Consider the following 24,068-nt stretch of genomic DNA (forward strand, 5'->3'; position numbering starts at 1 on the left):
CCCTTTGACGTTAATGAATGCTGCCGATGCGGCCAAGACTACCCAGGTTCATCCAGACAAAAAACGCCTTGCCCACGATATTCTTATTCGGGACGAAGCCCCAGTAACGGCTGTCGGAGCTATTGTCCCGATTATCGCCCATCATAAAGTAATTGCCGGGAGGTACGATACAAGTAAATTTATCGACGGTATAGGTGCAGCCTTCCCGGTTCGGGAAGTTCTTGACCTGGTCCAGGTTGTAGACAGCCTTGCCGTCATCGTTGAGGATGCGGTGCTGCACGCCGGTCAGGTCTTCCGTGTATTGCTTATGGTACACGGGCGACTCGTCGTCGAGAAATTCGGGGAGCGCCGTGTACTTCAGTTCCTGGCCATTCACGGTCAGGCGCTTGTTTTCATAGATGATTTTATCACCGGGAATGCCGACCACCCGTTTGATGTAATCCTGCGACATATCGTCGGGATACTTGAACACCATCACGTCGCCGCGCTGGGGATCGTTGACATCGATGATTTTCTGGTTCAGCACCGGCAGGCGGATGCCGTAGGTGAACTTGTTTACCAGGATCAGGTCGCCGATGACCAGGGTCGGCACCATCGAACCCGAGGGAATCTTGAACGGCTCGTACAGGAAGGAGCGCAGGATGAACACCAGCGCGATCACCGGGAAAAAGCTGCCCGAGTATTCGATCCAGGTCGGCTGGCGCAGGATGGCCGCTTCGATCGACTGGCGGCTGGTGCTGTCGACCTTGATGCCTTCGGCGCTCAGCTTGGCATTGCGCGCGTCGAAGGCGGCCAGGGCCGCATCGGCCGCGGCACGCCGCTGGCGCGCGAAGTGAAACACATCCAGGCACCAGACGATGCCCGTGATCACCATCAAGACGAACAGGATCAGTGCAAAATTCCCTAAGATAAACTGCAGGTTCATTTATCGTCCACTTGTAAAATTGCCAGGAATGCTTCTTGTGGAATTTCCACCGAGCCGACCTGCTTCATGCGCTTTTTACCGGCCTTCTGTTTCTCAAGCAATTTCTTCTTGCGGCTGATATCGCCGCCATAGCACTTGGCCAGCACGTTCTTGCGCAGCGCCTTCACGTTTTCGCGCGAAATGACGGTGGCGCCGATGGCGGCCTGGATCGCCACGTCGAACATCTGGCGCGGGATCAGTTCGCGCATCTTGGCGGCCACCTGGCGGCCACGGAACTGGCTGTTGGCGCGGTGCACGATGATGGCCAGCGCATCGACTTTTTCGCTGTTGATCAGCATGTCGACCTTGACCACGTCGGCCGCCCGGTATTCCTTGAACTCGTAATCCATCGAGGCATAGCCGCGCGAGGTCGACTTGAGGCGGTCGAAGAAATCGAGCACGATCTCGGCCATCGGCATTTCGTAGATCAGCTTGACCTGGCGCCCGTGGTAGCTCATGTCCATCTGCACGCCGCGCTTGCCGATGCACAGGGTGATCACCGAGCCCACGTATTCCTGCGGCATGTACAGATTGACCGTGACGATCGGCTCGCGTACTTCCTCGATCTTGGACGGGTCCGGCATCTTGGAGGGATTGTCGACCCGGATCAGGGAACCGTCGCGCATGATCACTTCGTACACCACGGTCGGCGCCGTGGTGATGAGGTCCATGTCGAATTCGCGTTCCAGGCGTTCCTGCACGATTTCCATGTGCAGCAAGCCGAGGAAGCCGCAGCGGAAGCCGAAGCCCAGCGCCTGCGACACTTCCGGCTCGTACATCAGGGCGGCGTCGTTGAGCTTGAGCTTTTCGAGCGAGTCGCGCAGCGCATCGTACTGGTTCGCTTCGACCGGGAACAGGCCGGCGAACACCTGCGGCTGGACTTCCTTGAAGCCTGGCAGCGGCGCGCTGGCCGGCTTGGCGGCGTGGGTGACCGTGTCGCCCACCTTGGCGGCCTTGAGTTCCTTGATGCCGGCGATGACAAAACCGACCTGGCCGGCGGAAATTTGCGGCAGGGATTGCGATTTCGGGCTGAACACGCCCACGCTCTCGACCAGCTGCACCGACTCGGACGCCATCAGCAGGATTTTTTCTTTCGGTTTCAGGGTGCCGTTGATCACGCGCACCAGCATCACCACGCCGACGTAGTTATCGAACCACGAGTCGACGATCAGCGCTTGCAGCGGCGCGTCCGGGTCGCCTTTTGGCGGCGGTACGCGGGCGATCAGCGATTCGAGCACGTCTTCCACGCCCAGGCCGCTCTTGGCCGAGCACTTGACGGCGTCGGTCGCATCGATCCCGATCACATCTTCGATCTCGGCAATCGCATTGGCCGGATCGGCGTGCGGCAAGTCGATCTTGTTCAGAACCGGCACCACTTCCACGCCCAGGTCGAGCGCGGTGTAGCAGTTGGCCACGGTCTGCGCTTCCACGCCCTGCGAGGCATCGACCACCAGCAGCGCGCCTTCGCAGGCTGACAGCGAGCGCGACACTTCATAGCTGAAGTCGACGTGGCCGGGCGTGTCGATCAGGTTCAGGTTATACACCTGGCCGTCGCGCGCCTTGTAATGCAGGGCCGCGGTCTGCGCCTTGATGGTGATGCCGCGCTCGCGCTCCAGGTCCATCGAATCGAGCACCTGGGCTTCCATGTCGCGGTCGGACAAGCCGCCGCAAATCTGGATGATACGGTCGGCGAGGGTCGATTTGCCGTGGTCGATGTGGGCAATGATGGAAAAGTTACGTATGTTGTTCATTAATGCAATTCAAAACCAAGTAGGGAAGGACGACATTCGGGATGGTCGCGCGCTCTTTGCTGCACCAGCTTGCTGCACCAGCTTGCTGCACCAGCTTGCTGCACCAGCTTGCTGCACCAGCTTGCTGTGCGGGCTTGCCGTAGTGGACGACGCCGCCCCATACGAAAAAAGCGCTCCGTGGGGGGCATGGCTATCCCCAGGCGAGCGCCTTATCAAGCGAGAGAAGCTGTCAAGCTCAGGACAGAAGCTATTTCCGCCCCCCCGCATTTTACCGGATTTCAGGGTAGAAAGCCGGTCTATTGCCGAATTCCGTGTAAACATTGTTAAATCAACACAGGCGATGCCGCCAGGTAGGCGCGCACGGCCGCCTCGTCGAGGAAGTAGTGGCACAGCTCGGGGGCGGCCGGGTCGCCGAACAGGACCGGCACCAGTTCGTCGAAGCGCTCGACCAGGGCCGGGTCGGCATCGACGTCGATCACCTCGACGGCGAAGCGCAGGGTGTCGGTTTGCAGGGCGTTGAGGGCGTCGAGCAGGTCGTCGCACAGGTGGCAGTAGCTGCGGGAATACAGGGTGAATCGAATCATGGCATCGCGTTGTTAAAAAGGAAAAACCGGCGGCCAGGGGGCGCCGGCGGGCATGGGCGTTCCAGGGCGTCCCTCAGGTCTTGGGATGGATCACCACGTACTGGGTGGCATCGTCGCGCCGTACCAGCACCACGGCATTTTTCTTGGTGTCGAGCCGGCCGACCAGGGCATTGAACTGTTTCGCATCCTTGACTTCGACATTGTTCAGTTGCAGGATCAGGTCGCCCGGGCGCAGGCCGGCGCGCGCCGCCAACGCTTCGCTGGCGTCAACCAGCACGCCGGCGTCGATCTGCAATTGCTTGCGCTGCGCCTCGCTCAGGTCCGACACGTGCAGGCCCAGCGCGTTCGCGGGCTGGTCCGGGGCCGGCTTTTTAGGGCCGGGCTTGCGCGCGGCCTTGTCGTCGTCGAGGGTGACGATGCCCACCGTGATCTCTTTTTGCCGGCCCTGGCGCCAGACCGTCACGACAGCCTTGCTGCCCACGGCCGTGGCGCCCACCAGGCGCGGCAAATCGCCGCTGCGATCGATTTCCTGGCCGTTGAACTTGAGGATGATGTCGCCCACCTTGATCCCATCCTTGTCGGCCGGACCGCCCGCCTCCACCCGCACCACTTCGACCCCGCGCGCCTGGTCCAGGCCCAGCGCCTCGGCCACCTCCCTGGTGAGTTCATCGATCTCGACGCCCAGGCGCCCGCGCGTGACCTTGCCGCTTTTCTTGAGCTGCTCGGCCACGCGCATGACTTCATCGATCGGCACGGCAAAGGAAATGCCGTTATAGCCACCGGACAAGGTGGCGATCTGGGAGTTGATGCCGATCACCTCCCCGCGCATATTGATCAGGGGGCCGCCCGAGTTGCCGGGATTGACCGCCACATCGCTCTGGATCAGCGGCAGGTAATCGCCGGTATCGCGCGACTTGGCCGAAATGATGCCGGCCGTGACGGTATTGTTCAAATTAAACGGCGAGCCGATCGCGATCACCCATTCGCCGACGCGGATCTTGCCGGAGTCGCCGATAGTCAGGCTGGGCAGTTGCTGGGCGTCGAGCTTGAGCAGGGCCACGTCGGAACGCTTGTCGGAGCCGAGTACCCTGGCCTTGAATTCGCGCCGGTCGGTCAGGGTGACCAGCACTTCGTCGGCACCGTCGACCACATGGGCGTTGGTGAGCACATAGCCGTCGGCCGACATGAGAAAGCCGGAACCGACGCCGCGCTGCACTTCATCTTCCTGGGACGGGGCCGGCAGCGGCGGCTGGGGCGCGCGCCGCCCGCGCGGGTCCTGGGCGCCATGGTAGCGGCGCAGCAGGTCGAGCAATTCATCCTCGGTCGGGGCGCGCTCGCCGGGCTTGAGTTTTTCGGTGGTGCGGATGTCGACCACCGCCGGCCCCACCTTGTCGATCAGGTCGGTGAAATCGGGCAAGCCAGTCACCAGCGGCACCCCCACCGGGGCGGCGCCGCCAGCCTGCGGGACGGCGCCCAGGGCGGCAGCGGCGATGAACAAAGCGGAGAAGAGCTTGCTGCCAGCGGAAAGTGTCATGGTGGTCGGATAGGGGGAATCGGATAAAGATTGACGTTATGGTAAGCCAAAACGCCAACCTTGTCGCGGCGGGTGTCGGCCGCCGGTCCGCCGCCGCGTGGTTTGCCTGAAAACGCCGCCGTGGGGCCAGGTCTCGACCGAAACGCCATGGCGGACGCCATGGCGGACGCCGTAGCGGACGCCGCTTGCGGCGCCATCGGCCGGCGCGGGCGGCATGCCAGGCAAGGCTGGCCGGGTTGCTGCGATAGAATCAGGACACCGAGGCGATGGCCGGCTTGGCCGCGCTGACCGCCTTGGGATCGGCCATGCCATCGGCCGCGCCATCGGCCTTGGCATCCCGGCTGGCGCTCACACCGTCTGGCTGCGGTTCGGTGATGGCCTCGCTCACCGGTTCCGCGACAGCGATCGCGTCCGGGGCATCGGGGGCGTCGCTGCCGCTCACGGGGATGGCGGCATCGGCCACCGCCGCCTCGCTGATGCCGGTCACCGGCCCGGCCGCACCGGCGGCCACGGCGGGCGGTGCGCGGCGCGCCAGGGCCGCGCTCGATGCGCGCAGCACGCGCTTGCCGGGCGGCGGCTCGGCTGCCAGGCGCGCCGCCAGTTTGCTGGCGAAGTCCCCGGACAAGGCGGGCCCGCCCGGATCGCGCATGGCGTCCCGGATGCGGTGGTAAAGGTCCCACGCGTGCTGGCCCTCGACCGAATGCAGGGCCGCGTCAGGCAAGGTGGACGGCGACAGTTCGTGGTCGCTGAACGCCGAGATCTGCTCCCGGACTTTTTTCGGGGTGTCCATCAGTATTTCCATCACTGTTGAGTGTGACCAAAAGTTAACCGATTAGAGCGATCATCGCTACGTTTAACGTCGTTTGTCAACCGGCATGTCGAGTAAAGGCCTCAACTTTTCCGCAATCACTTCGCGCGCCCGGAAAATCCGGCTACGCACCGTGCCGATGGGACATGACATGACTTCCGCTATTTCCTCGTAGCTCAACCCTTCAATTTCGCGCAGGACAATCGCATTCCGCAATTCGTGCGGCAGCGCCTCCATCGCGGCATTGACCGTATAAGCGATCTGCTTGCTTGCCAACACCGATTCCGGGGTGTTGATGTCACGCAAGCTGTCCGCATCGTCAAACGCTTCGGCGCGCTCCGCATCCGACTCGGTCGACGTCGGTGCGCGCCTGCCCTGGGTGACGAGAAAATTCTTCGCCGTATTGATTCCGATCCTGTACAGCCAGGTATAGAAAGCGGAATCCCCCCTGAAATGCCGCAAGGCCCGATACGCCTTGATGAATGTTTCCTGTACCACGTCCTCGGCCTCGGCCGGATCATGCACCAGGCGCGACACAAGCCGCATCAGCCTGCGCTGATATTTGCTGACCAGCAGGTCGAACGCCTGCCTGTCGCCAGCCTGGACGCGCTCAACCAGCAGTTGATCACACTCGCGTTCTGTCGTCACTGACCCTGCCCTCTTGGCTGCAGCAGCGGCCCGTCCCACTGTCTATAGAGTTGGCCGCTTGCAATAAGTTCAAAGTATTTTGTTATTTCCGACAAATTTATTGTCCCGCCCGGCAATGACCCTGAGGGCCACCGACAACATCCGAAATTGCTCGCGAGCCAAACTGTCCGGCCAGATGAGCAGCACACTGACGAGCTTGCCACCGGGTGAGCCCAGCAGCAGGAGCAGGCTGTGCGGCCAGAGAGTCGATCCGGGAAGCAATTGCAGCACATCCGCCCGGGCCGGTACTGCGCCCAAGCTCTGTTGTACCGTCAGGCGAATCTCGCCGAGTCCAGAAATATCAATCCTGCGCCGCATTTCCCCCTGTGCTGATGCCCTGCATGCAAGCATTGCTGCCAAGGCGCAAGCCCCAGCGCACAATGCCGGCAAAACGCTGGCCGCGCCAATGCCCGCTGCCCAGCGCCAGACGAGCGCAAGAGCAACGGCCAGATTGAGCGCGGCATAGCCCAGCAAAACCAGACGCAAGGAACGCGACGGCCTGATGCAGGCGGAAACCGCAATCGACATAATCAGTAGGAAAGGTGCTGCGGGGCGCCAGTGCGTGATGGTGCACTGGGCAAATCGGACCCCGGCGAGAGCCGCCGGCGTTTCATCGACGCCCACACTTGAGACAAGTGCGGACGCCGAAAGTTCATGCTACGACGCGAAATTTTTCCTGCGCGTCATTGCACCAAGGATTGTTCCGGCTCAAGCCTTGCCGAAGACCAGGGTGCCGTTGGTGCCGCCGAAGCCGAACGAGTTCTTCACCGCGATATCGATCTTCATCTCGCGCGCCGTGTTGGCGCAGAAGTCCAGGTCGCAAGCGGGGTCCTGGTTGAAGATATTGATCGTCGGCGGCGAGATCTGGTGATGCATCGCCAGCACCGTGAACACGGCTTCCAGGCCGCCGGCGCCGCCCAGCAGGTGGCCGGTCATCGACTTGGTCGAGTTCACCACCAGCTTGCCGGCATGGGCGCCGAAGGTCTTCTTCAATCCCTGCACTTCGGCCACATCGCCCTGCGGGGTCGAAGTGCCGTGCGCATTGACATAGTTGACCTGGTCGGGATTGATGCCGGCATTGTTCAGGGCCGACTGCATGCAGCGGCTGGCGCCACTGCCGTCTTCGACCGGGGCCGTCATGTGGTAGGCGTCGGCGCTCATGCCGAAGCCGAGCAGTTCGGCGTAGATTTTCGCGCCGCGCGCCTTGGCGTGCTCGTACTCTTCGAGCACCATCACGCCGGCACCTTCGCCCAGCACGAAACCGTCGCGGTCGATATCCCACGGACGCGAGGCGGTGGCCGGGTCGTCGTTGCGCGACGACAGCGCGCGTGCCGAGGCGAAACCGCCCAGGCCCAGCGGCGAAATGGTCGCTTCGGCGCCACCGGCAATCATCACGTCGGCGTCGCCGTACTCGATCAGGCGGCCAGCCGCGCCGATACTGTGCAGCCCGGTGGTGCAGGCCGTGACGATGGCCAGGTTGGGACCGCGCAAGCCGTACTTGATCGACAGGTTGCCCGAAATCATATTAATGATCGAGGCCGGCACGAAAAAGGGCGAAATACGGCGCGGACCGCGCTTGGCGTATTCTTCCTTGGTGTCTTCGATCAGCGGCAAGCCGCCGATGCCTGAACCGATGATGACCCCGATGCGCTCGGCATTGGCTTCGGTGACGACCAGCCCGCAATCCTGCATTGCCTGGATACCCGCCGCCATGCCGTAATGGATAAACGTATCCATGTGGCGGGCATCCTTGGCAGGGATGTAATCCTCGATATTGAAACCCTTGACTTCGCCCGCGAAGTGGGTCGAAAAAGGCTGCGCATCAAACCTGGTGATGTTGGCAATGCCCGACTTGCCGGCCAGTGCCGCGCTCCACGTCTCGGCAACCGTGTTGCCGATTGGTGAAACGCAGCCCAGCCCGGTGATGACGACACGACGATTTCGTGAACGGCTCAAGCGATTCTCCCGAGAAAATTGTAAAACTTAGGCCTTGACGTGCGCCGTGGCGTAGTCGATTGCCTGTTTCACGGTGGTGATCTTTTCAGCTTGTTCGTCAGGGATTTCCATTTCGAATTCGTCTTCCAGTGCCATCACCAGTTCGACGGTGTCGAGGGAATCCGCACCGAGGTCGTCAACGAACGACGATTCGATTTTGATGTCTACTTCTGCAACGCCCAGTTGCTCAGCGACGATTTTTTTAACGCGTTGTTCGATATCCGACATGTTATGGCTCCATTGTGTGTGTTACGGAAAGTGCGCGCATTTTATCAGGTTTGCGCGGTGAAAAACTAATTTCGGTGTCTGCCGCAAATTCCACCGAACGTACTGCTAAATGACGAGAATTCCCTTTATCTGATCCGTGCGCAGGCCCGCAAATGGGATCAGCCAAGGCATTCAACATCAATTCATATACATTCCGCCGTTCACATGCAGGGTCGTGCCCGTGATGTACGCCGCTTGCGGCCCCGCCAGGAAGGCGACGGCGTGGGCGATGTCTTCCGGCGCGCCCAGGCGGCCGAGCGGAATCTGGGTCAGCAAGCCGCTGTGCTGCTCGGCGCTCAAGGCCTTGGTCATATCGGTATCGATGAAGCCGGGAGCGATGCAGTTGACCGTGATGTTGCGGCTGCCGATTTCGCGCGCCAGCGCCCGGCTCATGCCGGCCACGCCGGCCTTGGCGGCCGCGTAATTCATTTGCCCCGCATTGCCGGCCGAACCGACCACCGAGGTAATGTTAATAATACGCCCATGCTTGGCTTTCATCATGCCGCGCAGGACGGCGCGCGACAGGCGCCCCACCGCCGACAGGTTGGTGGCGATGACGCTGTCCCATTCCTCGTCTTTCATGCGCATGGCCAGCTGGTCTTGGGTGATGCCGGCATTGTTGACCAGGATCGACAGGCTGCCGAAACCCTTTTGCACCTCGTCCACGACGGCGGCGCAGGCGGCGGCATCGGTCACGTTCAGGACCGCGCCCTTGCCGCCGAATTCGGCGAGATAGGCGGAAATGGCTTGCGCGCCACTCTCGGTGGTGGCGGTGCCAACCACTTTCGCGCCCTGGCGGGCCAGTTCGAGTGCGATGGCCTTGCCGATGCCGCGCGACGCGCCCGTGACCAGGGCGATTTGATTTTCCAGTTTCATTGCTGTCCTTTTGTTCTGATGTTCTGCGATGCCCTGCGATACTGCACCAACTTGATCAAGCCTGATTGAGGCTGCTCAATACGCGCTCCAGCGAAGCCTGATCCACCAGCGCCTCGCCCACCAGTTGCGCATCGATGCGCTTGGCCATGCCGATCAGCACCTTGCTCGGCGCCGATTCGATTACCTGGGTGACGCCCCCGGCAGCCATTTTCTGCATGGTTTCGACCCAGCGCACCGCACCGGCGGCCTGGCGCACCAGCGCATCCTTGATCGCTTCGGGATCGTTCAGGATAGCCACGTCGACGTTGTTGATCAAGTCGATCCGCGGCGCCGCAAACGGCACATCCTTCAGATACGCGCGCAGGCGGTCCGACGCTGGTTTGAGCAGCGAGGAGTGGAACGGGGCCGACACCGCCAGTTTCATGGCGCGCTTGGCGCCCTTGGCCTTGGCCAGTTCGCAGGCGCGCTCGACGGCGCCATTGTGGCCGGCGATCACGATCTGGGTCAGTTCGTTGAAGTTCACCGCCTCGACCACTTCAGCCGGATTGGCGGCAGCTGCTTCGGCGCAAATCGCGCGCACCTCGCCGGCCGGCAGGCCGAGAATGACGGCCATGCCGCCCTGCCCGACCGGCACCGCTTCCTGCATGGCCTGGGCCCGGAAACGCACCAGCGGCACCGCATCCTTGAAGGCGATCACGCCGGCCGCCACCAGGGCCGAATACTCGCCCACGCTGTGGCCGGCCACGACCGACGGCACGGCGCCGCCGGCCGCGATCCAGGCGCGGTACACGGCCACCGAGGCGGTCAGCATGACGGGCTGGGTATTGGTGGTCAGGTCCAGCTCTTCCTTGGGACCGTCGGCAATCAGCTTGCCCAGGTCGAAGCCGAGCGCTTGGTTGGCTTCGGCAATGGTTTGCGCGACCACCGGGTTGCCGGCGAAGCCGGACAGCATGCCGATGGCCTGCGAACCCTGGCCGGGAAATACGAACGCGAATTTACTCATGGAATGATGTCCTCCTGTTTTGTTTTTTATGGCGTCATCCGCACCAAGGACTGGTGCGGGCAAGAATGAAAGAAACGGCGAAGGAACTGGCGCCGGCGGCGCTCCCGGGCGTTCCCGCGCCGGGCGCCGCCGCGCCGGAACCCATCACATGCGCACCAGCACGGCGCCCCAGGTGAAGCCGCCGCCGACGCCTTCCATCATGACATTGTCGCCGGCCTTGATGCGGCCGTCGCGCACGGCGATGTCGAGCGCCAGCGGGATCGAGGCGGCCGAGGTGTTGCCATGCTGGTCGACCGTGACCACCATTTTATCGAGCGGCAAGCCCAGCTTTTTCGCCGTACTTTTCATGATGCGGATATTCGCCTGGTGCGGCACCAGCCAGTCGACCTGGTCGGCCGTCATCTGCGCGTGTTCGAGCACCTCGTTGGCGACCTGTTCCAGGACAGTGACGGCCAGCTTGAAGACCGCCGGGCCATCCATGTACAAAAAGCCGCTGCCGGCGATCACGCCGCCGGCCAGGGTGCCCGGCACGCTCAGGATATCCGAATAGCGCCCGTCGGCGTGCAGCTTGGTGGACAGGATGCCCGGCTGGTCCGACGCGGTCAGGACAATGGCACCGGCGCCGTCGCCGAACAGCACGCAGGTGGTGCGGTCGTTGAAATCTAGAATGCGCGAAAAGACTTCGGCGCCGATCACCAGCACGGTCTTGTGCGCACCCGACTTGATGAAGGCGTCCGCCACCGAGACCGCATACACGAAGCCGCTGCAGACGGCTTGCACGTCGAAAGCGGCGCTGTTGTTATGCATGCCGAGCTTGCGCTGGACGATGCAGGCGGTGCTGGGAAAGCTGCCATGGAAATCGGGGGTCGAGCTGGCCACGATGACGAGGTCGATTTCCTCGGCATGCTTGCCGGCCATCTCGAGCGCCTTGATGGCGGCCGCCACGGCCAGGTCCGAGGACAGCTCGTCCGGCGCTGCGTAATGCCGGTTCGAAATGCCGCTGCGGGAGACGATCCACTCGTCCGAGGTTTCGATGCCCTTGGCCGCCAGTTGCTCGGTCAGGTCGCCGTTGGAGACGCGCTTGGCCGGCAGATAGCTGCCGGTGCCGATAATTTTGCTGTACAAGGTCATTGCTAGCCGTCCTACGAGTGGGTTATTCCTGGCACTTCCGGGTCAGGCGTGCGGGGCATCAATTCGGCGATCATGGCCGAGAGCTGCTCCTGCACATTGTATTTTGCCGCGTCGAAGGCGCGTTTGATCGCCCACTCATACGAGTACGCATCGGCGCCGCCGTGGCTCTTGAACACCAGGCCGCGCAAACCGAGCAGGCTGGCGCCGTTGTAGCGCGATGGATTGAAACGGTTGGAAAATTTCTTCAGGGCACCTCGTCCGATGATGGCTCCGAGCATGGTCAGCGGATTGCGCTTGAACTCGGTGGTCAGGGCATCCTTGACGAAGCGGCCCAGTCCCTCGGCCGCCTTGAGCGTGACGTTGCCGACGAAACCGTCGCACACCACGATATCGGTGGTGCCCTTGAAGATATCGTTGCCTTCGACGTTGCCGTAGAAATTCAGGGAGCCGCGCTCGTGGTCTTCGCGCAGCAGCTTGGCGGTGGCCTTGACCACTTCATTGCCCTTGATTTCCTCGGTGCCGACATTGAGCAAGCCGATGGTGGGACGCTTGATGCCTTCCATGGCCGAGACCAGCACCGAGCCCATGATGGCGAACTGGTGCAGGTGATGCGGCTCGCAGTCGACGTTCGCGCCCAGGTCCAGCATATAGGTCGGGCCGTCTTTCTGGTTGGGAAGGATCGAGCAAATGGCGGGACGGTCGACCCCGGCCATGGTCTTGAGCACATAGCGCGAGACGGCCATCAGGGCGCCGGTATTGCCGGCCGACACGCAGGCCTGGGCCTTGCCGTCCTTGACCAGTTCGATCGCCACGCGCATCGACGAATCCTTCTTGCGGCGCAGGGCGATTTCGATGGGATCGTCCATCGTCACCACTTCGGACGCATGCAGGATGGACAGGCGCGGATGGCTGTCGGCTTTGTGTTTTTTGAGTTCTGCGCGCAACTCGTCCTGCAAGCCGACCAGAATCATTTCTGCTTCGGGTTCGCTGTTGAGGAAAGAGAGTGCTGCGGGGATAGTAACTGAGGGGCCATGATCGCCGCCCATGCAGTCAATGGAAATTTTAATTGTCATTTTGTGGATTCGTACCGCGACTCAACAGCGTGTGGCGGCAGGATGCGATCTGGAAGTGGGCGAGCGCCAAGCAGAGTCTGCGTAATTCGAAATGACGGTGTGCAAAGGTGGTTTGCAGCCGGTGACAAAGAAAAAGCGGTGCGACGCACAAAAAAGTCGTTGCACCGCTTTCATCTTACTCAAACTAAAACGTCGATTACTCGTCGTTTTTGGTTTTGAGAACTTTGCGACCACGGTAAAAGCCGTTAGGGCTGATGTGGTGACGCAGATGCGTTTCACCGGTGGTTGGCTCGATACCCAGTTGTGGCGCGACCAGGAAGTCGTGCGAACGGTGCATACCGCGCTTCGAAGGGGATTTCTTGTTTTGCTGAACTGCCATGATGACTCCTAATACATAAGTTCTAAAATTCTAACACAATCGATCAGCAAATACATGCGAATCGAGTATCCCAGCGGCAAAACTCTTTGCCGACATGTTTAACGCCGTCCTACCTTTACTACCAATGCCATACTCGACTACAACACGCGTTTGACACGTTCTTTACACTTGCTTGTTCTGCATTTCAACCTTGCCCTGCGTCGCAGCGCGACTACTCAGGCTTGAGGTTCTTGAGTTCCGCAAACGGCGAGGGCTTGTCGGACTTGACCGCATCGAGCAGCTTATTGTCCGGACACACCTCGTGCTTGGGCACTTGCGGCAGGGCCAGCAAGGCCTCGTCCTCGAACAGGTCGCGCACATCGCATTCGCGGCTGCCGACGATGACGTCGATACTCTCGTCGTTCAGTATTTCCTCGATCTCGTCCGCATGCTCGTCATCCTTGCCGAGCATCAGCACGGTGGACGAATCCATCTCGTAAGCGTACGGGGCCAGGCAGCGCTGGCATACCAGCTGGACCGTGCCAGAGACCGACAAGGTCAGTTGCGGATAGCCCACCTTGCTGGTCGACCCATCGATGGTCCAGGCGATCTGGCCCGACTGGTCGGCACAATCCTTGTTCAACCGGCTCATTTCAGCGACAGGCGTGACGCCCTCGCGATGGCCGTTGCTTCGACAAAACTCAAAAGCGTCGATGACAAAAGCACTCATTGCAGAAATTTTCCCCGGAAAACCTGCGATAATAACAGGCTTCTCGTTGTCGAGTCAAAGACTTAGCGCGATTATTTGGGCAAGGACCCGCGCGCTGTTGCTGGCGCGGCAATGCCGTGCCCACCAGATGAATCCCGCTGCGCCCGCTGACAGGGCCAGCCAACAGCACCAAGGTACGACATGATACCAACTTCCACCGCAGCGCGGCTAATTCTTGCATCGGGTTCCGCTTACCGGCGCGAATTGCTCGAGCGCCTGCGCCTGCCCTTCGAGGTGCTGGTGCCCGATATCGATGAAACGGCGCTGCCCGGGGAGCTGCCCGAGACGACCGCGCTGCGCCTGGCGCGCGCCAAGGCCGAAGCGGTGGCGGCACGCGCGCCGGGCAGCGTTGTCATCGGTTCCGACCAGGTGGCCACGCTCGACGGCCAGCAGATCGGCAAGCCCGGCAACCACGCCAATGCCCTGGCCCAATTGCAGACCATGCGCGGACGGCGCGTGGTATTCCACACGGCGCTGTGCTTGTGGGATGGGCGCAGCGGCACGGCCCAGGTCGAGAATGTGCAAACCTTCGTCACCGTGCGCGACTTGCCCGATGCCGAACTCGACGCTTACCTGCGCATCGAACAGCCCTACGATTGCGCCGGCAGCGCCAAGAACGAAGCGCTCGGCATCGCCATCCTGGAACGCATCGACAGCACCGACCCGACCGCCCTCACCGGCCTGCCCCTGATCGCCCTGACCGGCATGCTGCGCCAGGCCGGTTTTACCTTCTTTCAACAGTGAGTATCATGCCCGGCATTTTATATCTGATCCCCAACACCCTCGGCGCAGCCGACCCGGCCAGCGACGCGCTCGCGCACATCATCCCTGAGCAAGTCCAGGCGCTGACCGCGCGGCTCGACTATTTTGTCGCCGAAAACGCCAAGACCGCGCGCGGCTTCCTGAAACTGATTGCCGTACGCCATCCACTGGCCAAGCCGCTGCAGGAAATCGAGATCGCCGAACTGAACGTGAACACCCCGGCGCAAGCGCTGGCAGGCCTGCTGGAACCCCTGCTGGCCGGTCGTGATTGCGGGCTGGTGTCGGAAGCGGGCGTGCCGGCGGTGGCCGATCCCGGCGCCGACCTGGTGCGCCTGGCGCACGAGCGCGGCATCCAGGTGCGCCCGCTGGTCGGGCCGTCGTCGTTGCTGCTGGCCGTGATGGCGAGCGGCTTGAACGGCCAGAGCTTTGCCTTCAACGGCTATCTGCCGACCGACGCGGCCCTGCGCACCAAGCGCATCAAGGAACTGGAAACGCGTTCGCGCGCCGAAAAGCAAACCCAGCTGCTGATCGAAACGCCCTACCGCAACGGCGCCATGCTCGAAGCCCTGGTCGGCGCCTGCCAGCCGGGTACGCTGATCTGCGTTGCAACCGACCTGAGCCTGCCGACCGAATCGATCCGCACCTTGAACGGCGGCAAATGGAAGTCGCTGCTGGCGGCCGGCAAGGCGCCCGACTTCCACAAGAAGCCGACCGTGTTCCTGCTGCTGGCGTAAGCTGCCAGCGACGCGATGGCCGGTCATCGCGTTCCCCACCAGAGCGAGAAATCCGGCAAGACAGGACGGCGCTGTTCCGCTGTCAGCAGTGGCACAGCCATCGCTGACATCCTGGCGTGGATTGTTTTGCCGGCCGGGGCCCGCTTTACATTGCATGGGGCCAAGTTTTGTGTTTTCATGCTTGTGTTATCCAACACACAAGGTTGCCCATGAAACGCTCTTTAATGTTTCTTTTGATCGCGCTATCGCCACTGCTGGCACAGGCAGCCGATGCCAGCGATACGCAGTTGATCGAACGCGCGGTACGCGACTATATAGAGTCGCAACACACGACCGATCCGGCACGCATGGAACGCGGCGTTGACCCCCAGCTCGCCAAGCGCACGTACTGGCAGGCGGCCGACGGCACCGAATTCATCATGAAAACCGACTTTGACACCATGGTCAAGGTTGCCGGGACCTACAACAAGGACGGCACGAAATTCCCGGCAAAGCCACGGGTGGACATCAAGATCCTCGATGTCGACCAGCGCGTGGCAACCGTCAAGCTGACCGCCGACGAGTGGATTGACTATATGCACCTGTATAAGAACCAGCGCAGCGAGTGGAAGATCGTCAATGTACTTTGGCAGTACCATGACACGGCACGCCAGGTCAGCAAAAAATAAATTTGTTGTTCGCGTGCTTGTGAGACACGATCCCCGTCCCGTTTTCGGAAGCTGCCGGACAGTTGTCAATACCACCGTGCCGGCGCGCGGGCACTGCCCAACGATCGGGCTTCTAAGGAAGAGGATCGGTGTTGGCCGTATTGGAGTGCAGCATCGCCTTGATGCGCCGGATATGGATGTTCGCTTGCTCCACCCGCTCGACATAGGATGGACTGGCGCTGCCTTCCGCACCCATCCTGACGAGCAGATTCTTGTTCTCTTCGAACATGCGCAAGGCTACCCAGAGGGTTTCCTCCATCTTCGCCGTCTGCTCCGCCAGCAGCGTTGCCGCCGTGTACGCGTGACCGGTATGGCAACGGAAGCGTACATGGTTTCCAATCTTCATTTGCCACAACACGCCGCCGCATCCGGGGCAGTTGAACGGCACCTGCGCACCAAGGAACTCGACCGATTCCAGGTCGCTCAACACGCGCTGGGCAATCTTTGCCTCAACGGCGACATCGTCAGGAACAGGGATGCGTGCTGCGCGCTCGGGAACCGCAAGCCGTGTCAGCAGGCTGCCCATCGACGCCAGCGGCACGCAGTGATCGACCTTGACATGATTGAGCACGTTTTGCGGCATGTCCGGATACGCGGCGTCGGCCGGGTCCTGGACGATGCAGATGCCACCGCAGCGCCGGATCACCTCCATGCCCGACGTGCCATCGTCGAGATAGCCGGTGAGGATGACACCGATGACCCGGTTCCCGAATTCTACGGCGGCGGAACGGAACAGGGGATCGATCGCGGGCCGCGCCCGGTTTTCGCGCGCGCCCTTGGTCACCAGGGTTTTGCCTTGCGAGATCATCAGATGGTGATCCGGCTGCGCCAGATAAATACAAGCGCTCTTGATGACTCCGTGCTGTACCGCTTGTTTGCAGGGCAAATTCCCCTTGTCGGCAAGCACGCGCAACATCGCTTCGTTCGAGCTGGTCGCCGCCATGTGATGGACGATCAGAATCGCGGCGGGGAAATCCGCCGGCAGTTGCGCAATGAGGGAGCTCAGGGCGCTTTGTCCGCCGGCGGAGGTACCGATCACGATGACCGGGAAGTCGCTCCGTCGCGTCGCAGAATCCGCGTTCGCCGTTTTTTTCGTGGGTGCTGCCGTCATCAGAATTCCCGTGGTGTGCCAATGCAGGGGTGCCGTCAGGAATGATGCCATACAAGACGCGCCGGCAGCGCGCAAGAGCGCGGTGATGGAGATGCCGGTGACGAGGTCATCGTTTCCGTCGCCCCTGTCGTGACGATCACCTCCGGCGACTGGATCGCGGCCAATCAGCGGCAAGATCGCCATGCCAACGCCATGCGTGGCGGCTTCTGTTTCCACACGAGAAAACGCGCCGCACGCCCCGATTGTCAGCACGCGGGCGCGGTGCTATCCTGCACCGCACCAGCCTTGCCATCCGCCCCACTCGCAGAGGAAATGCCCGCATGCTCCGACCATCCCAGTCCGCCCCGCTGAAACTGCCCACGCTGACGTATCGCAGGCCGCAGGAAGGGCGCGATTACTGGGTGCAAGATGATTTTTTACCGGATGCACTGGCCATTTCGCAGCGCTGCTACGGCCAGACCGAGTGGCAGCTGGGCGCGCCGCACCGCGCCGAACCCTGGCCCGGCATGCGCAGCCCGAACGCGCTCACGCCGGACGAAATGGCGTATGTCGAAGCATGGGTTAAAAAGGTCACCGGCGCCAAACGCCTGTGGCAAGAGTCGACCCCCGAGGGCAGTACGCTGAATCATAATCACGTGCAACTGGTGGGCATGGACGAGTCCGCAGCGCGCCCGCATACCGATTCACGCAAGCTGTGCCGCTACGCCTGCGTGATCTACCTCACGCCCGACCCCGACCCCACCTGCGGCACCTCGTTTTTTCGCCTGCGTTATCCGAACGGTTCGCTCGGCGGCAATATCTGCAGCCCGCCGCACGCCAACCTGCGCGAAGCGCTGGGCGTGAAAGCCTTGCCGCCGGATGCCTGGCAGGAAGAAATCCGTATCGAAAACCGCTTCAACCGCATCCTGCTGTACCGGGGCAACCTGGTGCATTCGGCCACCGGTTATTTCGGCTTCGAGCAGGCCGACAGGCGCATGACGATCGTGTTTTTCTGGATGGCGTAGGGGCCGCACCCGCTCAGGCGACCAGCTCGTTCACCCAGCCGAAGGCTTCCATCTCGATCTCGCGCATGAGCTTGGCACTGAGGCCGAGCGCCTTGAGCGACCTGGCCAGTTCCGGGCCGCGCCTGGGGGTTTCCAGCAGCTCGACCACGCGCAGCATGTCGCCCAGCACGCCTTCGCGCTCCAGCAGTGCGGCGCGCACTTCGTCGGCCACCACCACGGTGCCGAGAATATCCTGCATCGACATCGAAAACAGCGCATCCATCAGCGACATGATGCCCACCGTAAAACCGGTCTCGGCGCTGGCGCCCTGCACTTTCTGCGTCATCAGTTCCATCAGCTTGCCGCGCGTGGTGGCCATCTGCAGCAGCGGCGAATTCAGTTCGACCGCCGCCCCCGGCTTGGCATACAGCAGGATTTGCAGCCAGCGCTGCAATTGCTGGCGTCCCAGCACGTACAGCGCCTCGGTCAGCGAATCGATGCGCCCACGCGCGCCGGCCGCCGGGGTATTGACCAGCCGCAGCAGGTTCAGGCTGATCAGGGCGTCGCGCTTGACCGCGCGCTCGATCTCGGCATTGTCGGCGTCCGAATTGATCAGGTCGAGCAGGCGCAGGATGACCAGTTCCGATGGCGCGATTTTCTTGCCGCTCAAGATAGCCGGACGCGCGAAATAATAGCCCTGGAAAAACTCGAAGCCGAGCGCCATGCACGCATCGAATTCCTCGACCGTCTCGACCTTTTCGGCCAGCAGCTTCTTGTTGCGTCCGTTCAGCGCGGCCACCAGCGCCGGCAGGGTGCGCGCCGGCACGGCCTGCACATCGATCTTGATAATGTCGACCAGGTCGACCAGCTTGCGCACGTCCTCCGACTGGCCGACCACATCGTCAAGGGCGAACTTGAAGCCGAACTCCTTCAGTTCGCGCACGCGCGCGATCACGGCCGGCGTGGCCCGCACGGTTTCCAGGATTTCAAGAATCACCTTGTCGTGCGGCAGGAAGCGCACGAAGTCGCTCATGAGGACGATCTCGTCGACATTCACGAACGCCAGGCGCTCGCCGACCACTTTGGCCATGCCGAGCTGGGACGCGTGCGAGATCACCGCCGCCGTGGCGGCAGCGTGATCGGTCACATTCGCGTCGCCACCCCCTGCGCTGCGAAACAAGAGTTCAAAGGCAACCAGTCGCTGGTTGCGTCCGAGAATAGGCTGGCGCGCGAGGAAAAAATCGTCGGATGGCAGCGCCAGCTCGGCCACGGTATCAATAGGCATGGGAAATCCGGAAATCAGGGGCGCCGGCTGCGGCGCCTCCTGCGATGACTATACTACGGCGCCACGCCTAGGGACGGCGCGGACCGCTGTTGCGCGGGCCGGTGGGACGGGCGCTCTTGCCGGCCACGCCGGTGGCAGCGCCGGCAGGGCGGCCGCTCTTGCCGGCCAGGCCGGTGGCAGCGCCGGCAGGGCGGCCGCTCTTGCCGGCCACGCCGGTGGCAGCGCCGGCAGGGCGGCCGCTCTTGCCGGCCAGGCCGACTGCAGAGCCGGCCGAACCTGCGCCAGGGCGCTTGACGGCCGGCGCACGCGGCGCACCGCCAGCCTGGCCGGGGGTGCCGGCAGGCGCTTGCCCGGGCAGGCGCAGGCTACCTGTACCGGCGGTCGGACTGGCCTTGCGGGCGTTACCGACCGGCATGCGCACAGCCCCGTTGGCGCCGGTGCGGGCGCTGGCGGTACCGGTCACCTGGGTGCCTTTTTCGATCACGTAGGTGGCATCGGCATTCTTGCCCAGCACTTGCACCAGGTAAGGCATGACCTGGCGCAAGGTCGGCTCCAGGGTGTACGGCGGGTTGATGATGAACATGCCGCTGCTGTGCAGCCCGAAGCCATCCGGACCCGGGGTGGTGATGGTCAGCGTGACGTTCAGCCATTCCTTGGCCGCCAGGCGTTTGAGCTTGTCGGCGAACTGGCGCGATTCCATGCGCTGCAATACCGGATACCAGATCGCGTAGATGCCGGACGGGAAACGCACCAGCGCATCGTCGAGCGCGTCGCGCACCTTGCGGTAATCCTGCTTGTCTTCGTACGGCGGGTCGATCAGGACCAGCGCGCGGCGCGATGGCGGCGGCAGCAGGGTCTTGAGGGCGTGGAAACCGTCGCCGCGTTCGATCAGCACACGGCGGCCGCGCGCGCTCGGGCGCTCACCCTGCGCTGCCGCGTGCGCTTCGACCTTGCGGAAATTATCGGCCAGGATCTTGCTGTCGGCCGGATGCAGCTCGAACAGGCGCAGCTTGTCGTGCTCGCGCATGACCTTGTCGGCGCAGTACGGCGAACCCGGGTAATAGCGCATCTTGCCGCTCGGATTGAGTTCCTTGATCAGCTTGACGTAGTCGGCCAGTGGCTTGGGCAAGTCATTGCGCTCCCACAGCGGGCCGATGCCGGTTTCGTATTCGGCGTTCTTGGACGCGTAACCGCCATCGAGCGCATACACGCCGGCACCGGAGTGGGTGTCGATATAGGTGTAGGCCGTGTCTTTCTGATTCATGTACTCGTGCAGCTGAATCTGCACGAAATGCTTCAGGACGTCGGCGTGATTACCCGCGTGAAAGGCGTGGCGGTAGCTCAACATAGCTTGGGTATTCCATAAAAAAGGGGGATCTGAGCCGCCATTATCCTCTATAAAGACGGTGCGGACGCAAAAAGCGCGTAAATGCACAACGCCCTCCCCCTTGGCCGCGCACCCTGGAGCAGGGGCGGACAAGGGGGAAGGCGCTGTGCGTTTCCACCCGTGGGGGCGCGGGATGGCCCGTCTCCAGGCCATCCCGCTGGCGGCGCCCCTTGTGGAAGCGCCGCGGATCAATAGCGTTTAAGCTACTTTCTTTTCGTCGAAGAATTGTTCATCTTCGGTCGAACCATGCAGCGCGGTGGTCGAGCTCTGGTTTTGCTGGATGGTCTGGGTGACGGCGTCAAAATAGCCGGTACCGACTTCGCGCTGGTGCTTGACGGCCGTGAAGCCCTTGTCGGCGGCGGCGAATTCGGCTTCCTGCAGTTCCACGAAGGCCGACATCTGGCGCCGCGCATAGCCGTGCGCCAGGTTGAACATGCCGTAGTTCAGGGCATGGAAGCCGGCCAGGGTGATGAACTGGAACTTGTAACCCATGGCGCCGAGTTCTTTCTGGAACTTGGCAATGGTGGCATCGTCCAGGTTCTTTTTCCAGTTGAACGATGGCGAGCAGTTGTAAGCGAGCATCTTGCCTGGGAACTTGGCGTGCACGGCGTCGGCGAACTGCTTGGCGAAGGCCAGGTCCGGCTTGCCGGTTTCGCACCAGACCAGGTCGGCGAACGGCGCGTAGGCAATGGCGCGCGAAATGGCTTGCTCGATGCCCGGACGGACTTTGTAGAAACCTTCGACGGTGCGCTCGCCGGTGCAGAATTCGCGGTCGTTGTCATCCACGTCGGACGTCAGCAGGTCGGCCGCTTCGGCATCGGTACGGGCGATCACCAGGGTCGAGGTGCCCATCACGTCGGCTGCCAGGCGTGCCGCGGTCAGCTTTTCGACCGCTTCACGGGTTGGCACCAGCACTTTGCCGCCCATGTGGCCGCATTTCTTGACCGACGCCAGCTGATCTTCGAAGTGCACGCCGGCGGCGCCCGCGTCGATCATCGACTTCATCAGTTCGTAGGCGTTCAGGACGCCGCCGAAACCGGCTTCCGCATCGGCGATGATCGGTGCGAAGTAATCAATGTCATCCTTGCCTTCGGACCACTGGATCTGGTCGGCGCGCTGGAAGGTGTTGTTGATGCGGCGCACGACCAGCGGCACCGAGTTGGCCGGATACAGCGATTGGTCGGGATACATTTCGCCAGCGACGTTGGCGTCGCCTGCGACTTGCCAGCCGGACAGGTAGATGGCTTTCAGGCCAGCCTTGACCTGCTGCATGGCCTGGTTGCCGGTCATGGCGCCGAGCGCATTGACGAAAGGCTCGTTATTCACCAAATCCCACAATTTTTCCGCGCCGCGCTTGGCCAGGGTGTGCTCGATCTTGAGCGAGCCGCGCAGACGCACCACGTCGGCTGCAGTGTAGTTACGTACCACACCCTTCCAGCGTGGGTTGGTGTCCCAATCTTTTTGCAGGTCTGCTACTTGCTGTTCACGAGTTGCCATGGTGTTCTCCTAATTGAAAGCCGAGTTAAGAAACGAAATGCCTTGGACAAATCATAGCCCGTTTTGCGCGCTGCAACAACACTCTTATATAAGACATATAACTAAATTAAATTCGTTTAAAATCAATGGCTTGAAAATCACATCCCGCGATACGAAATGAAATTTCTCTAAATGGAAGCGGTCGAGGGCGCTTTATTGCGGCACCGTTTTGCATTGTGAAATGGCATGCGCGCCTGATGAAATCGCCGGGCTGTGGACGCCCGCGATGGGCGCCGCGCCAAGTGGCGCGCCAGGCGGCGCGCTACGCGACGCGCGCCACGAGTTTCCGCGACACCAACAAGCGGGCGCCAGAGTGTTGCAGCAAAGACACACGCACGGGCAATTCTCACGAAAAACAACGAGAATCCGCCTAAAACACATGTCTTTCGTAAAGCCCGGTATAATAATGTGCTTACGGGCAACCCTGCATCACTGCTGTCGTCATCCGCCCCCACCTCTCCCAACAGATTGCGGCGCGGACCATGGCAGACAGTGCAATCCTACCAAGCAATACCTCCGCAATATCGATCTCGCCGCACGGCAGAACGAGCGAGATGGTTGCCAAATATAAAAAGTCCGGCACCCTGTTGAGTGCCGGCCCAGCCATCGGTATCTTGATGTCCGATGCGCTGGACGATCTGCCACGTCAAGCAGACCTACATTACGAATGCACCTCATGAACTCAAAATTTAATCTTAATATTTTTCACAAAGTACTCATTACCTTGCTCGCGGTCACGCTCATTCCGCTCTGCACGCTGTGGTATATGGGCAACCGCGCGGCGCAGCGCGAGTTGACCGAGAATGTGTCGACCAACCTGGTCTCGACCATGAACACGGTCGCCACCGGCATCAACGCCTGGGATGACACCAACCTGCGCGCGATGGCCCAGACCACCCGCCTGAAAGACATGATCTCGATGAAGGCCGAGCTGCAAAATCCGATCCTGACCACCACCGGCGCGACCTACGAATGGTCGTACCTGATGTTTACGATCTTGCCGGACGGCACCAACGTCGGCCGCAATGACGGCGGCGCCCTGACCCCGTACGGCGACCGCGGCTACTTCCAGCAAGTGATCAAGGGCCAGCCAGTGGGCCGCCAGGTCGTGATCGGCAAGACCAGCGGCAAGCCGGCGCTGATCCTGGCCACCCCGATCCGCAATGCCGACGCCGCCCTGGTCGGCGTGCTGGCCATGTCGATGTACCTGACCGACATTTCCAAGATCGTGACCGATACCCGCATCGGCGAAACCGGCCGCGCCATCCTGCTCGACGCCAGCCACAAGGTGATCGCCCACGGCGATGCCTCCAAGGTGCGTACCGCGCTGCAAGATTTCAGTGCCTACCCGGCGCTCAAGGTGGCCGGCATCGCCGATGCCCCGACCGTGTACACCTCGGAAGATCGCAAAGTGATCGGTTTCATGCGCAAACTGCCACAGGGCTGGACTTTGCTGATCGAACAAGATTACGATGAAGCATTCGCAACGATGAACAAAATGGAACGCGAAGCGCGCATCTTGATCGCCGTCACCATGGCGCTGGTCATCGGCGTGGCGATTTTCCTCGGCAAGGCACTGACCAGCCCGATCAACGAACTGACCGCGATTGCCCGTCAGCTCAGCAACGGCGAACTGCAAGTCAATATCCCGCAAACGGCCCGCGGCGATGAAATCGGCTCGCTGGCCCGTGCCATTGATCGTCTCGGCGTCAGCATCCAGCTGGCAATGGATCGCCTGCGTAAGAAGGTTTGATACGGATGAG

Annotated in this window: 24 protein-coding genes; 5 read left to right on the forward strand and 19 right to left on the reverse strand. The window is 61.9% G+C overall.

What is annotated here, in order from left to right:
- Positions 1 to 10: 10 nt before the first annotated feature.
- The 15 genes from lepB to PO883_RS01080 all read right to left on the reverse strand — a co-directional run bounded on the left by lepB (position 11) and on the right by PO883_RS01080 (position 13,761).
- Positions 11 to 925 (reverse strand): signal peptidase I, encoded by a 915-nt coding sequence (lepB, locus tag PO883_RS01010; protein ID WP_167084730.1) that lies wholly within the window; start codon positions 923 to 925, stop codon positions 11 to 13.
- Positions 922 to 2,715 carry a translation elongation factor 4 gene (lepA, locus tag PO883_RS01015; protein ID WP_167084732.1) on the reverse strand — a complete coding sequence of 598 codons (1,794 nt, stop codon included), beginning with the start codon at positions 2,713 to 2,715 and terminating at the stop codon, positions 922 to 924. Before lepA ends, lepB begins: the two co-directional genes overlap by 4 nt.
- Positions 2,716 to 3,038: 323 nt before the next feature.
- Positions 3,039 to 3,299 (reverse strand): glutaredoxin family protein, encoded by a 261-nt coding sequence (locus PO883_RS01020; RefSeq protein ID WP_167084734.1) that lies wholly within the window; start codon positions 3,297 to 3,299, stop codon positions 3,039 to 3,041.
- A gap of 73 nt (positions 3,300 to 3,372) precedes the next feature.
- Complete coding sequence (locus PO883_RS01025) at positions 3,373 to 4,833, reverse strand: DegQ family serine endoprotease (RefSeq protein ID WP_289308119.1); 1,461 nt, start codon at positions 4,831 to 4,833, stop codon at positions 3,373 to 3,375.
- Positions 4,834 to 5,083: 250 nt separating this feature from the next.
- Positions 5,084 to 5,623 (reverse strand): sigma-E factor negative regulatory protein, encoded by a 540-nt coding sequence (locus tag PO883_RS01030; RefSeq protein WP_289308120.1) that lies wholly within the window; start codon positions 5,621 to 5,623, stop codon positions 5,084 to 5,086.
- A gap of 63 nt (positions 5,624 to 5,686) precedes the next feature.
- On the reverse strand, positions 5,687 to 6,289 hold the full coding sequence (gene rpoE / locus PO883_RS01035) for an RNA polymerase sigma factor RpoE (RefSeq protein ID WP_054267245.1): 603 nt from the start codon (positions 6,287 to 6,289) through the stop codon (positions 5,687 to 5,689).
- Positions 6,290 to 6,358: 69 nt separating this feature from the next.
- Positions 6,359 to 6,856, reverse strand: coding sequence for a protein YgfX (locus tag PO883_RS01040; protein WP_289308121.1), 498 nt, complete (start codon positions 6,854 to 6,856; stop codon positions 6,359 to 6,361).
- A gap of 180 nt (positions 6,857 to 7,036) precedes the next feature.
- The gene (gene fabF / locus PO883_RS01045; RefSeq protein WP_289308122.1) at positions 7,037 to 8,284 is read right to left on the reverse strand and encodes a beta-ketoacyl-ACP synthase II; all 1,248 of its coding nucleotides are present in this window, start codon (positions 8,282 to 8,284) and stop codon (positions 7,037 to 7,039) included.
- A 27-nt stretch (positions 8,285 to 8,311) separates the two neighbouring features.
- Positions 8,312 to 8,551, reverse strand: coding sequence for an acyl carrier protein (acpP, locus tag PO883_RS01050; RefSeq protein ID WP_018059410.1), 240 nt, complete (start codon positions 8,549 to 8,551; stop codon positions 8,312 to 8,314).
- A 177-nt stretch (positions 8,552 to 8,728) separates the two neighbouring features.
- Positions 8,729 to 9,466 carry a 3-oxoacyl-ACP reductase FabG gene (fabG, locus tag PO883_RS01055; RefSeq protein ID WP_289308123.1) on the reverse strand — a complete coding sequence of 246 codons (738 nt, stop codon included), beginning with the start codon at positions 9,464 to 9,466 and terminating at the stop codon, positions 8,729 to 8,731.
- Positions 9,467 to 9,521: 55 nt separating this feature from the next.
- The gene (fabD, locus tag PO883_RS01060) at positions 9,522 to 10,469 is read right to left on the reverse strand and encodes an ACP S-malonyltransferase (RefSeq protein WP_289308124.1); all 948 of its coding nucleotides are present in this window, start codon (positions 10,467 to 10,469) and stop codon (positions 9,522 to 9,524) included.
- Between the two features lie 144 nt (positions 10,470 to 10,613).
- Complete coding sequence (locus PO883_RS01065; RefSeq protein WP_289308125.1) at positions 10,614 to 11,600, reverse strand: beta-ketoacyl-ACP synthase III; 987 nt, start codon at positions 11,598 to 11,600, stop codon at positions 10,614 to 10,616.
- Between the two features lie 11 nt (positions 11,601 to 11,611).
- The gene (gene plsX, locus PO883_RS01070; RefSeq protein WP_289308126.1) at positions 11,612 to 12,673 is read right to left on the reverse strand and encodes a phosphate acyltransferase PlsX; all 1,062 of its coding nucleotides are present in this window, start codon (positions 12,671 to 12,673) and stop codon (positions 11,612 to 11,614) included.
- A 196-nt stretch (positions 12,674 to 12,869) separates the two neighbouring features.
- Complete coding sequence (gene rpmF / locus PO883_RS01075; RefSeq protein ID WP_008449924.1) at positions 12,870 to 13,052, reverse strand: 50S ribosomal protein L32; 183 nt, start codon at positions 13,050 to 13,052, stop codon at positions 12,870 to 12,872.
- 211 nt (positions 13,053 to 13,263) lie between these two features.
- Entirely contained in the window at positions 13,264 to 13,761 is a 498-nt protein-coding gene (locus PO883_RS01080) for a DUF177 domain-containing protein (protein WP_289308127.1), read from the reverse strand.
- A 180-nt stretch (positions 13,762 to 13,941) separates the two neighbouring features.
- On the opposite strand from PO883_RS01080, the gene PO883_RS01085 reads away from it, so the two are divergent.
- The 3 genes from PO883_RS01085 to PO883_RS01095 all read left to right on the forward strand — a co-directional run bounded on the left by PO883_RS01085 (position 13,942) and on the right by PO883_RS01095 (position 15,964).
- Positions 13,942 to 14,544: a Maf family nucleotide pyrophosphatase gene (locus PO883_RS01085; RefSeq protein ID WP_289308128.1), complete on the forward strand. Its 603-nt coding sequence runs from the start codon at positions 13,942 to 13,944 to the stop codon at positions 14,542 to 14,544.
- Positions 14,545 to 14,549: 5 nt separating this feature from the next.
- Positions 14,550 to 15,296 carry an SAM-dependent methyltransferase gene (locus PO883_RS01090; RefSeq protein ID WP_167084754.1) on the forward strand — a complete coding sequence of 249 codons (747 nt, stop codon included), beginning with the start codon at positions 14,550 to 14,552 and terminating at the stop codon, positions 15,294 to 15,296.
- Positions 15,297 to 15,505: 209 nt separating this feature from the next.
- On the forward strand, positions 15,506 to 15,964 hold the full coding sequence (locus PO883_RS01095) for a nuclear transport factor 2 family protein (protein WP_289308129.1): 459 nt from the start codon (positions 15,506 to 15,508) through the stop codon (positions 15,962 to 15,964).
- Between the two features lie 112 nt (positions 15,965 to 16,076).
- Here PO883_RS01095 and PO883_RS01100 read toward each other — a convergent pair whose 3' ends face one another.
- Positions 16,077 to 17,297 carry a chemotaxis protein CheB gene (locus tag PO883_RS01100; protein ID WP_289308130.1) on the reverse strand — a complete coding sequence of 407 codons (1,221 nt, stop codon included), beginning with the start codon at positions 17,295 to 17,297 and terminating at the stop codon, positions 16,077 to 16,079.
- Positions 17,298 to 17,434: 137 nt separating this feature from the next.
- Here PO883_RS01100 and PO883_RS01105 point away from each other — a divergent pair, with 137 nt between their 5' ends.
- Positions 17,435 to 18,118 carry a DUF6445 family protein gene (locus PO883_RS01105; protein WP_289308131.1) on the forward strand — a complete coding sequence of 228 codons (684 nt, stop codon included), beginning with the start codon at positions 17,435 to 17,437 and terminating at the stop codon, positions 18,116 to 18,118.
- A gap of 13 nt (positions 18,119 to 18,131) precedes the next feature.
- Here PO883_RS01105 and PO883_RS01110 read toward each other — a convergent pair whose 3' ends face one another.
- The 3 genes from PO883_RS01110 to aceA all read right to left on the reverse strand — a co-directional run bounded on the left by PO883_RS01110 (position 18,132) and on the right by aceA (position 22,266).
- A complete protein-coding gene (locus tag PO883_RS01110; RefSeq protein ID WP_289308132.1) occupies positions 18,132 to 19,382 on the reverse strand; it encodes an EAL and HDOD domain-containing protein in 1,251 nt (416 codons plus the stop codon).
- Between the two features lie 67 nt (positions 19,383 to 19,449).
- Complete coding sequence (rlmJ, locus tag PO883_RS01115; RefSeq protein WP_289308133.1) at positions 19,450 to 20,730, reverse strand: 23S rRNA (adenine(2030)-N(6))-methyltransferase RlmJ; 1,281 nt, start codon at positions 20,728 to 20,730, stop codon at positions 19,450 to 19,452.
- A gap of 237 nt (positions 20,731 to 20,967) precedes the next feature.
- Complete coding sequence (gene aceA, locus PO883_RS01120; protein WP_054267231.1) at positions 20,968 to 22,266, reverse strand: isocitrate lyase; 1,299 nt, start codon at positions 22,264 to 22,266, stop codon at positions 20,968 to 20,970.
- A 715-nt stretch (positions 22,267 to 22,981) separates the two neighbouring features.
- Between aceA and PO883_RS01125 the strand changes: the two genes are divergently transcribed.
- Positions 22,982 to 24,058, forward strand: coding sequence for a cache and HAMP domain-containing protein (locus PO883_RS01125; RefSeq protein WP_289308134.1), 1,077 nt, complete (start codon positions 22,982 to 22,984; stop codon positions 24,056 to 24,058).
- The last annotated feature ends 10 nt before the right edge of the window (positions 24,059 to 24,068 follow it).

Source organism: Massilia sp. DJPM01 (genome assembly GCF_030348125.1).
GTDB classification, from domain to species: Bacteria; Pseudomonadota; Gammaproteobacteria; order Burkholderiales; family Burkholderiaceae_D; genus Telluria_A; species Telluria_A frigida.

Excerpts from the sequence above, each read along its gene's own strand:
- lepB (WP_167084730.1), bottom strand. The coding sequence starts at position 925 with ATGAACCTGCAGTTTATCTTAGGGAATTTTGCACTGATCCTGTTCGTC.
- lepA (WP_167084732.1), bottom strand. The coding sequence starts at position 2,715 with ATGAACAACATACGTAACTTTTCCATCATTGCCCACATCGACCACGGC.
- PO883_RS01020 (WP_167084734.1), bottom strand. The coding sequence starts at position 3,299 with ATGATTCGATTCACCCTGTATTCCCGCAGCTACTGCCACCTGTGCGAC.
- PO883_RS01025 (WP_289308119.1), bottom strand. The coding sequence starts at position 4,833 with ATGACACTTTCCGCTGGCAGCAAGCTCTTCTCCGCTTTGTTCATCGCC.
- PO883_RS01030 (WP_289308120.1), bottom strand. The coding sequence starts at position 5,623 with ATGGACACCCCGAAAAAAGTCCGGGAGCAGATCTCGGCGTTCAGCGAC.
- PO883_RS01040 (WP_289308121.1), bottom strand. The coding sequence starts at position 6,856 with ATGTCGATTGCGGTTTCCGCCTGCATCAGGCCGTCGCGTTCCTTGCGT.
- acpP (WP_018059410.1), bottom strand. The coding sequence starts at position 8,551 with ATGTCGGATATCGAACAACGCGTTAAAAAAATCGTCGCTGAGCAACTG.
- fabG (WP_289308123.1), bottom strand. The coding sequence starts at position 9,466 with ATGAAACTGGAAAATCAAATCGCCCTGGTCACGGGCGCGTCGCGCGGC.
- fabD (WP_289308124.1), bottom strand. The coding sequence starts at position 10,469 with ATGAGTAAATTCGCGTTCGTATTTCCCGGCCAGGGTTCGCAGGCCATC.
- PO883_RS01065 (WP_289308125.1), bottom strand. The coding sequence starts at position 11,600 with ATGACCTTGTACAGCAAAATTATCGGCACCGGCAGCTATCTGCCGGCC.
- plsX (WP_289308126.1), bottom strand. The coding sequence starts at position 12,673 with ATGACAATTAAAATTTCCATTGACTGCATGGGCGGCGATCATGGCCCC.
- rpmF (WP_008449924.1), bottom strand. The coding sequence starts at position 13,052 with ATGGCAGTTCAGCAAAACAAGAAATCCCCTTCGAAGCGCGGTATGCAC.
- PO883_RS01080 (WP_289308127.1), bottom strand. The coding sequence starts at position 13,761 with ATGAGTGCTTTTGTCATCGACGCTTTTGAGTTTTGTCGAAGCAACGGC.
- PO883_RS01085 (WP_289308128.1), top strand. The coding sequence starts at position 13,942 with ATGATACCAACTTCCACCGCAGCGCGGCTAATTCTTGCATCGGGTTCC.
- PO883_RS01090 (WP_167084754.1), top strand. The coding sequence starts at position 14,550 with ATGCCCGGCATTTTATATCTGATCCCCAACACCCTCGGCGCAGCCGAC.
- PO883_RS01095 (WP_289308129.1), top strand. The coding sequence starts at position 15,506 with ATGAAACGCTCTTTAATGTTTCTTTTGATCGCGCTATCGCCACTGCTG.
- PO883_RS01100 (WP_289308130.1), bottom strand. The coding sequence starts at position 17,297 with ATGGCGATCTTGCCGCTGATTGGCCGCGATCCAGTCGCCGGAGGTGAT.
- PO883_RS01105 (WP_289308131.1), top strand. The coding sequence starts at position 17,435 with ATGCTCCGACCATCCCAGTCCGCCCCGCTGAAACTGCCCACGCTGACG.
- PO883_RS01110 (WP_289308132.1), bottom strand. The coding sequence starts at position 19,382 with ATGCCTATTGATACCGTGGCCGAGCTGGCGCTGCCATCCGACGATTTT.
- rlmJ (WP_289308133.1), bottom strand. The coding sequence starts at position 20,730 with ATGTTGAGCTACCGCCACGCCTTTCACGCGGGTAATCACGCCGACGTC.
- aceA (WP_054267231.1), bottom strand. The coding sequence starts at position 22,266 with ATGGCAACTCGTGAACAGCAAGTAGCAGACCTGCAAAAAGATTGGGAC.
- PO883_RS01125 (WP_289308134.1), top strand. The coding sequence starts at position 22,982 with ATGAACTCAAAATTTAATCTTAATATTTTTCACAAAGTACTCATTACC.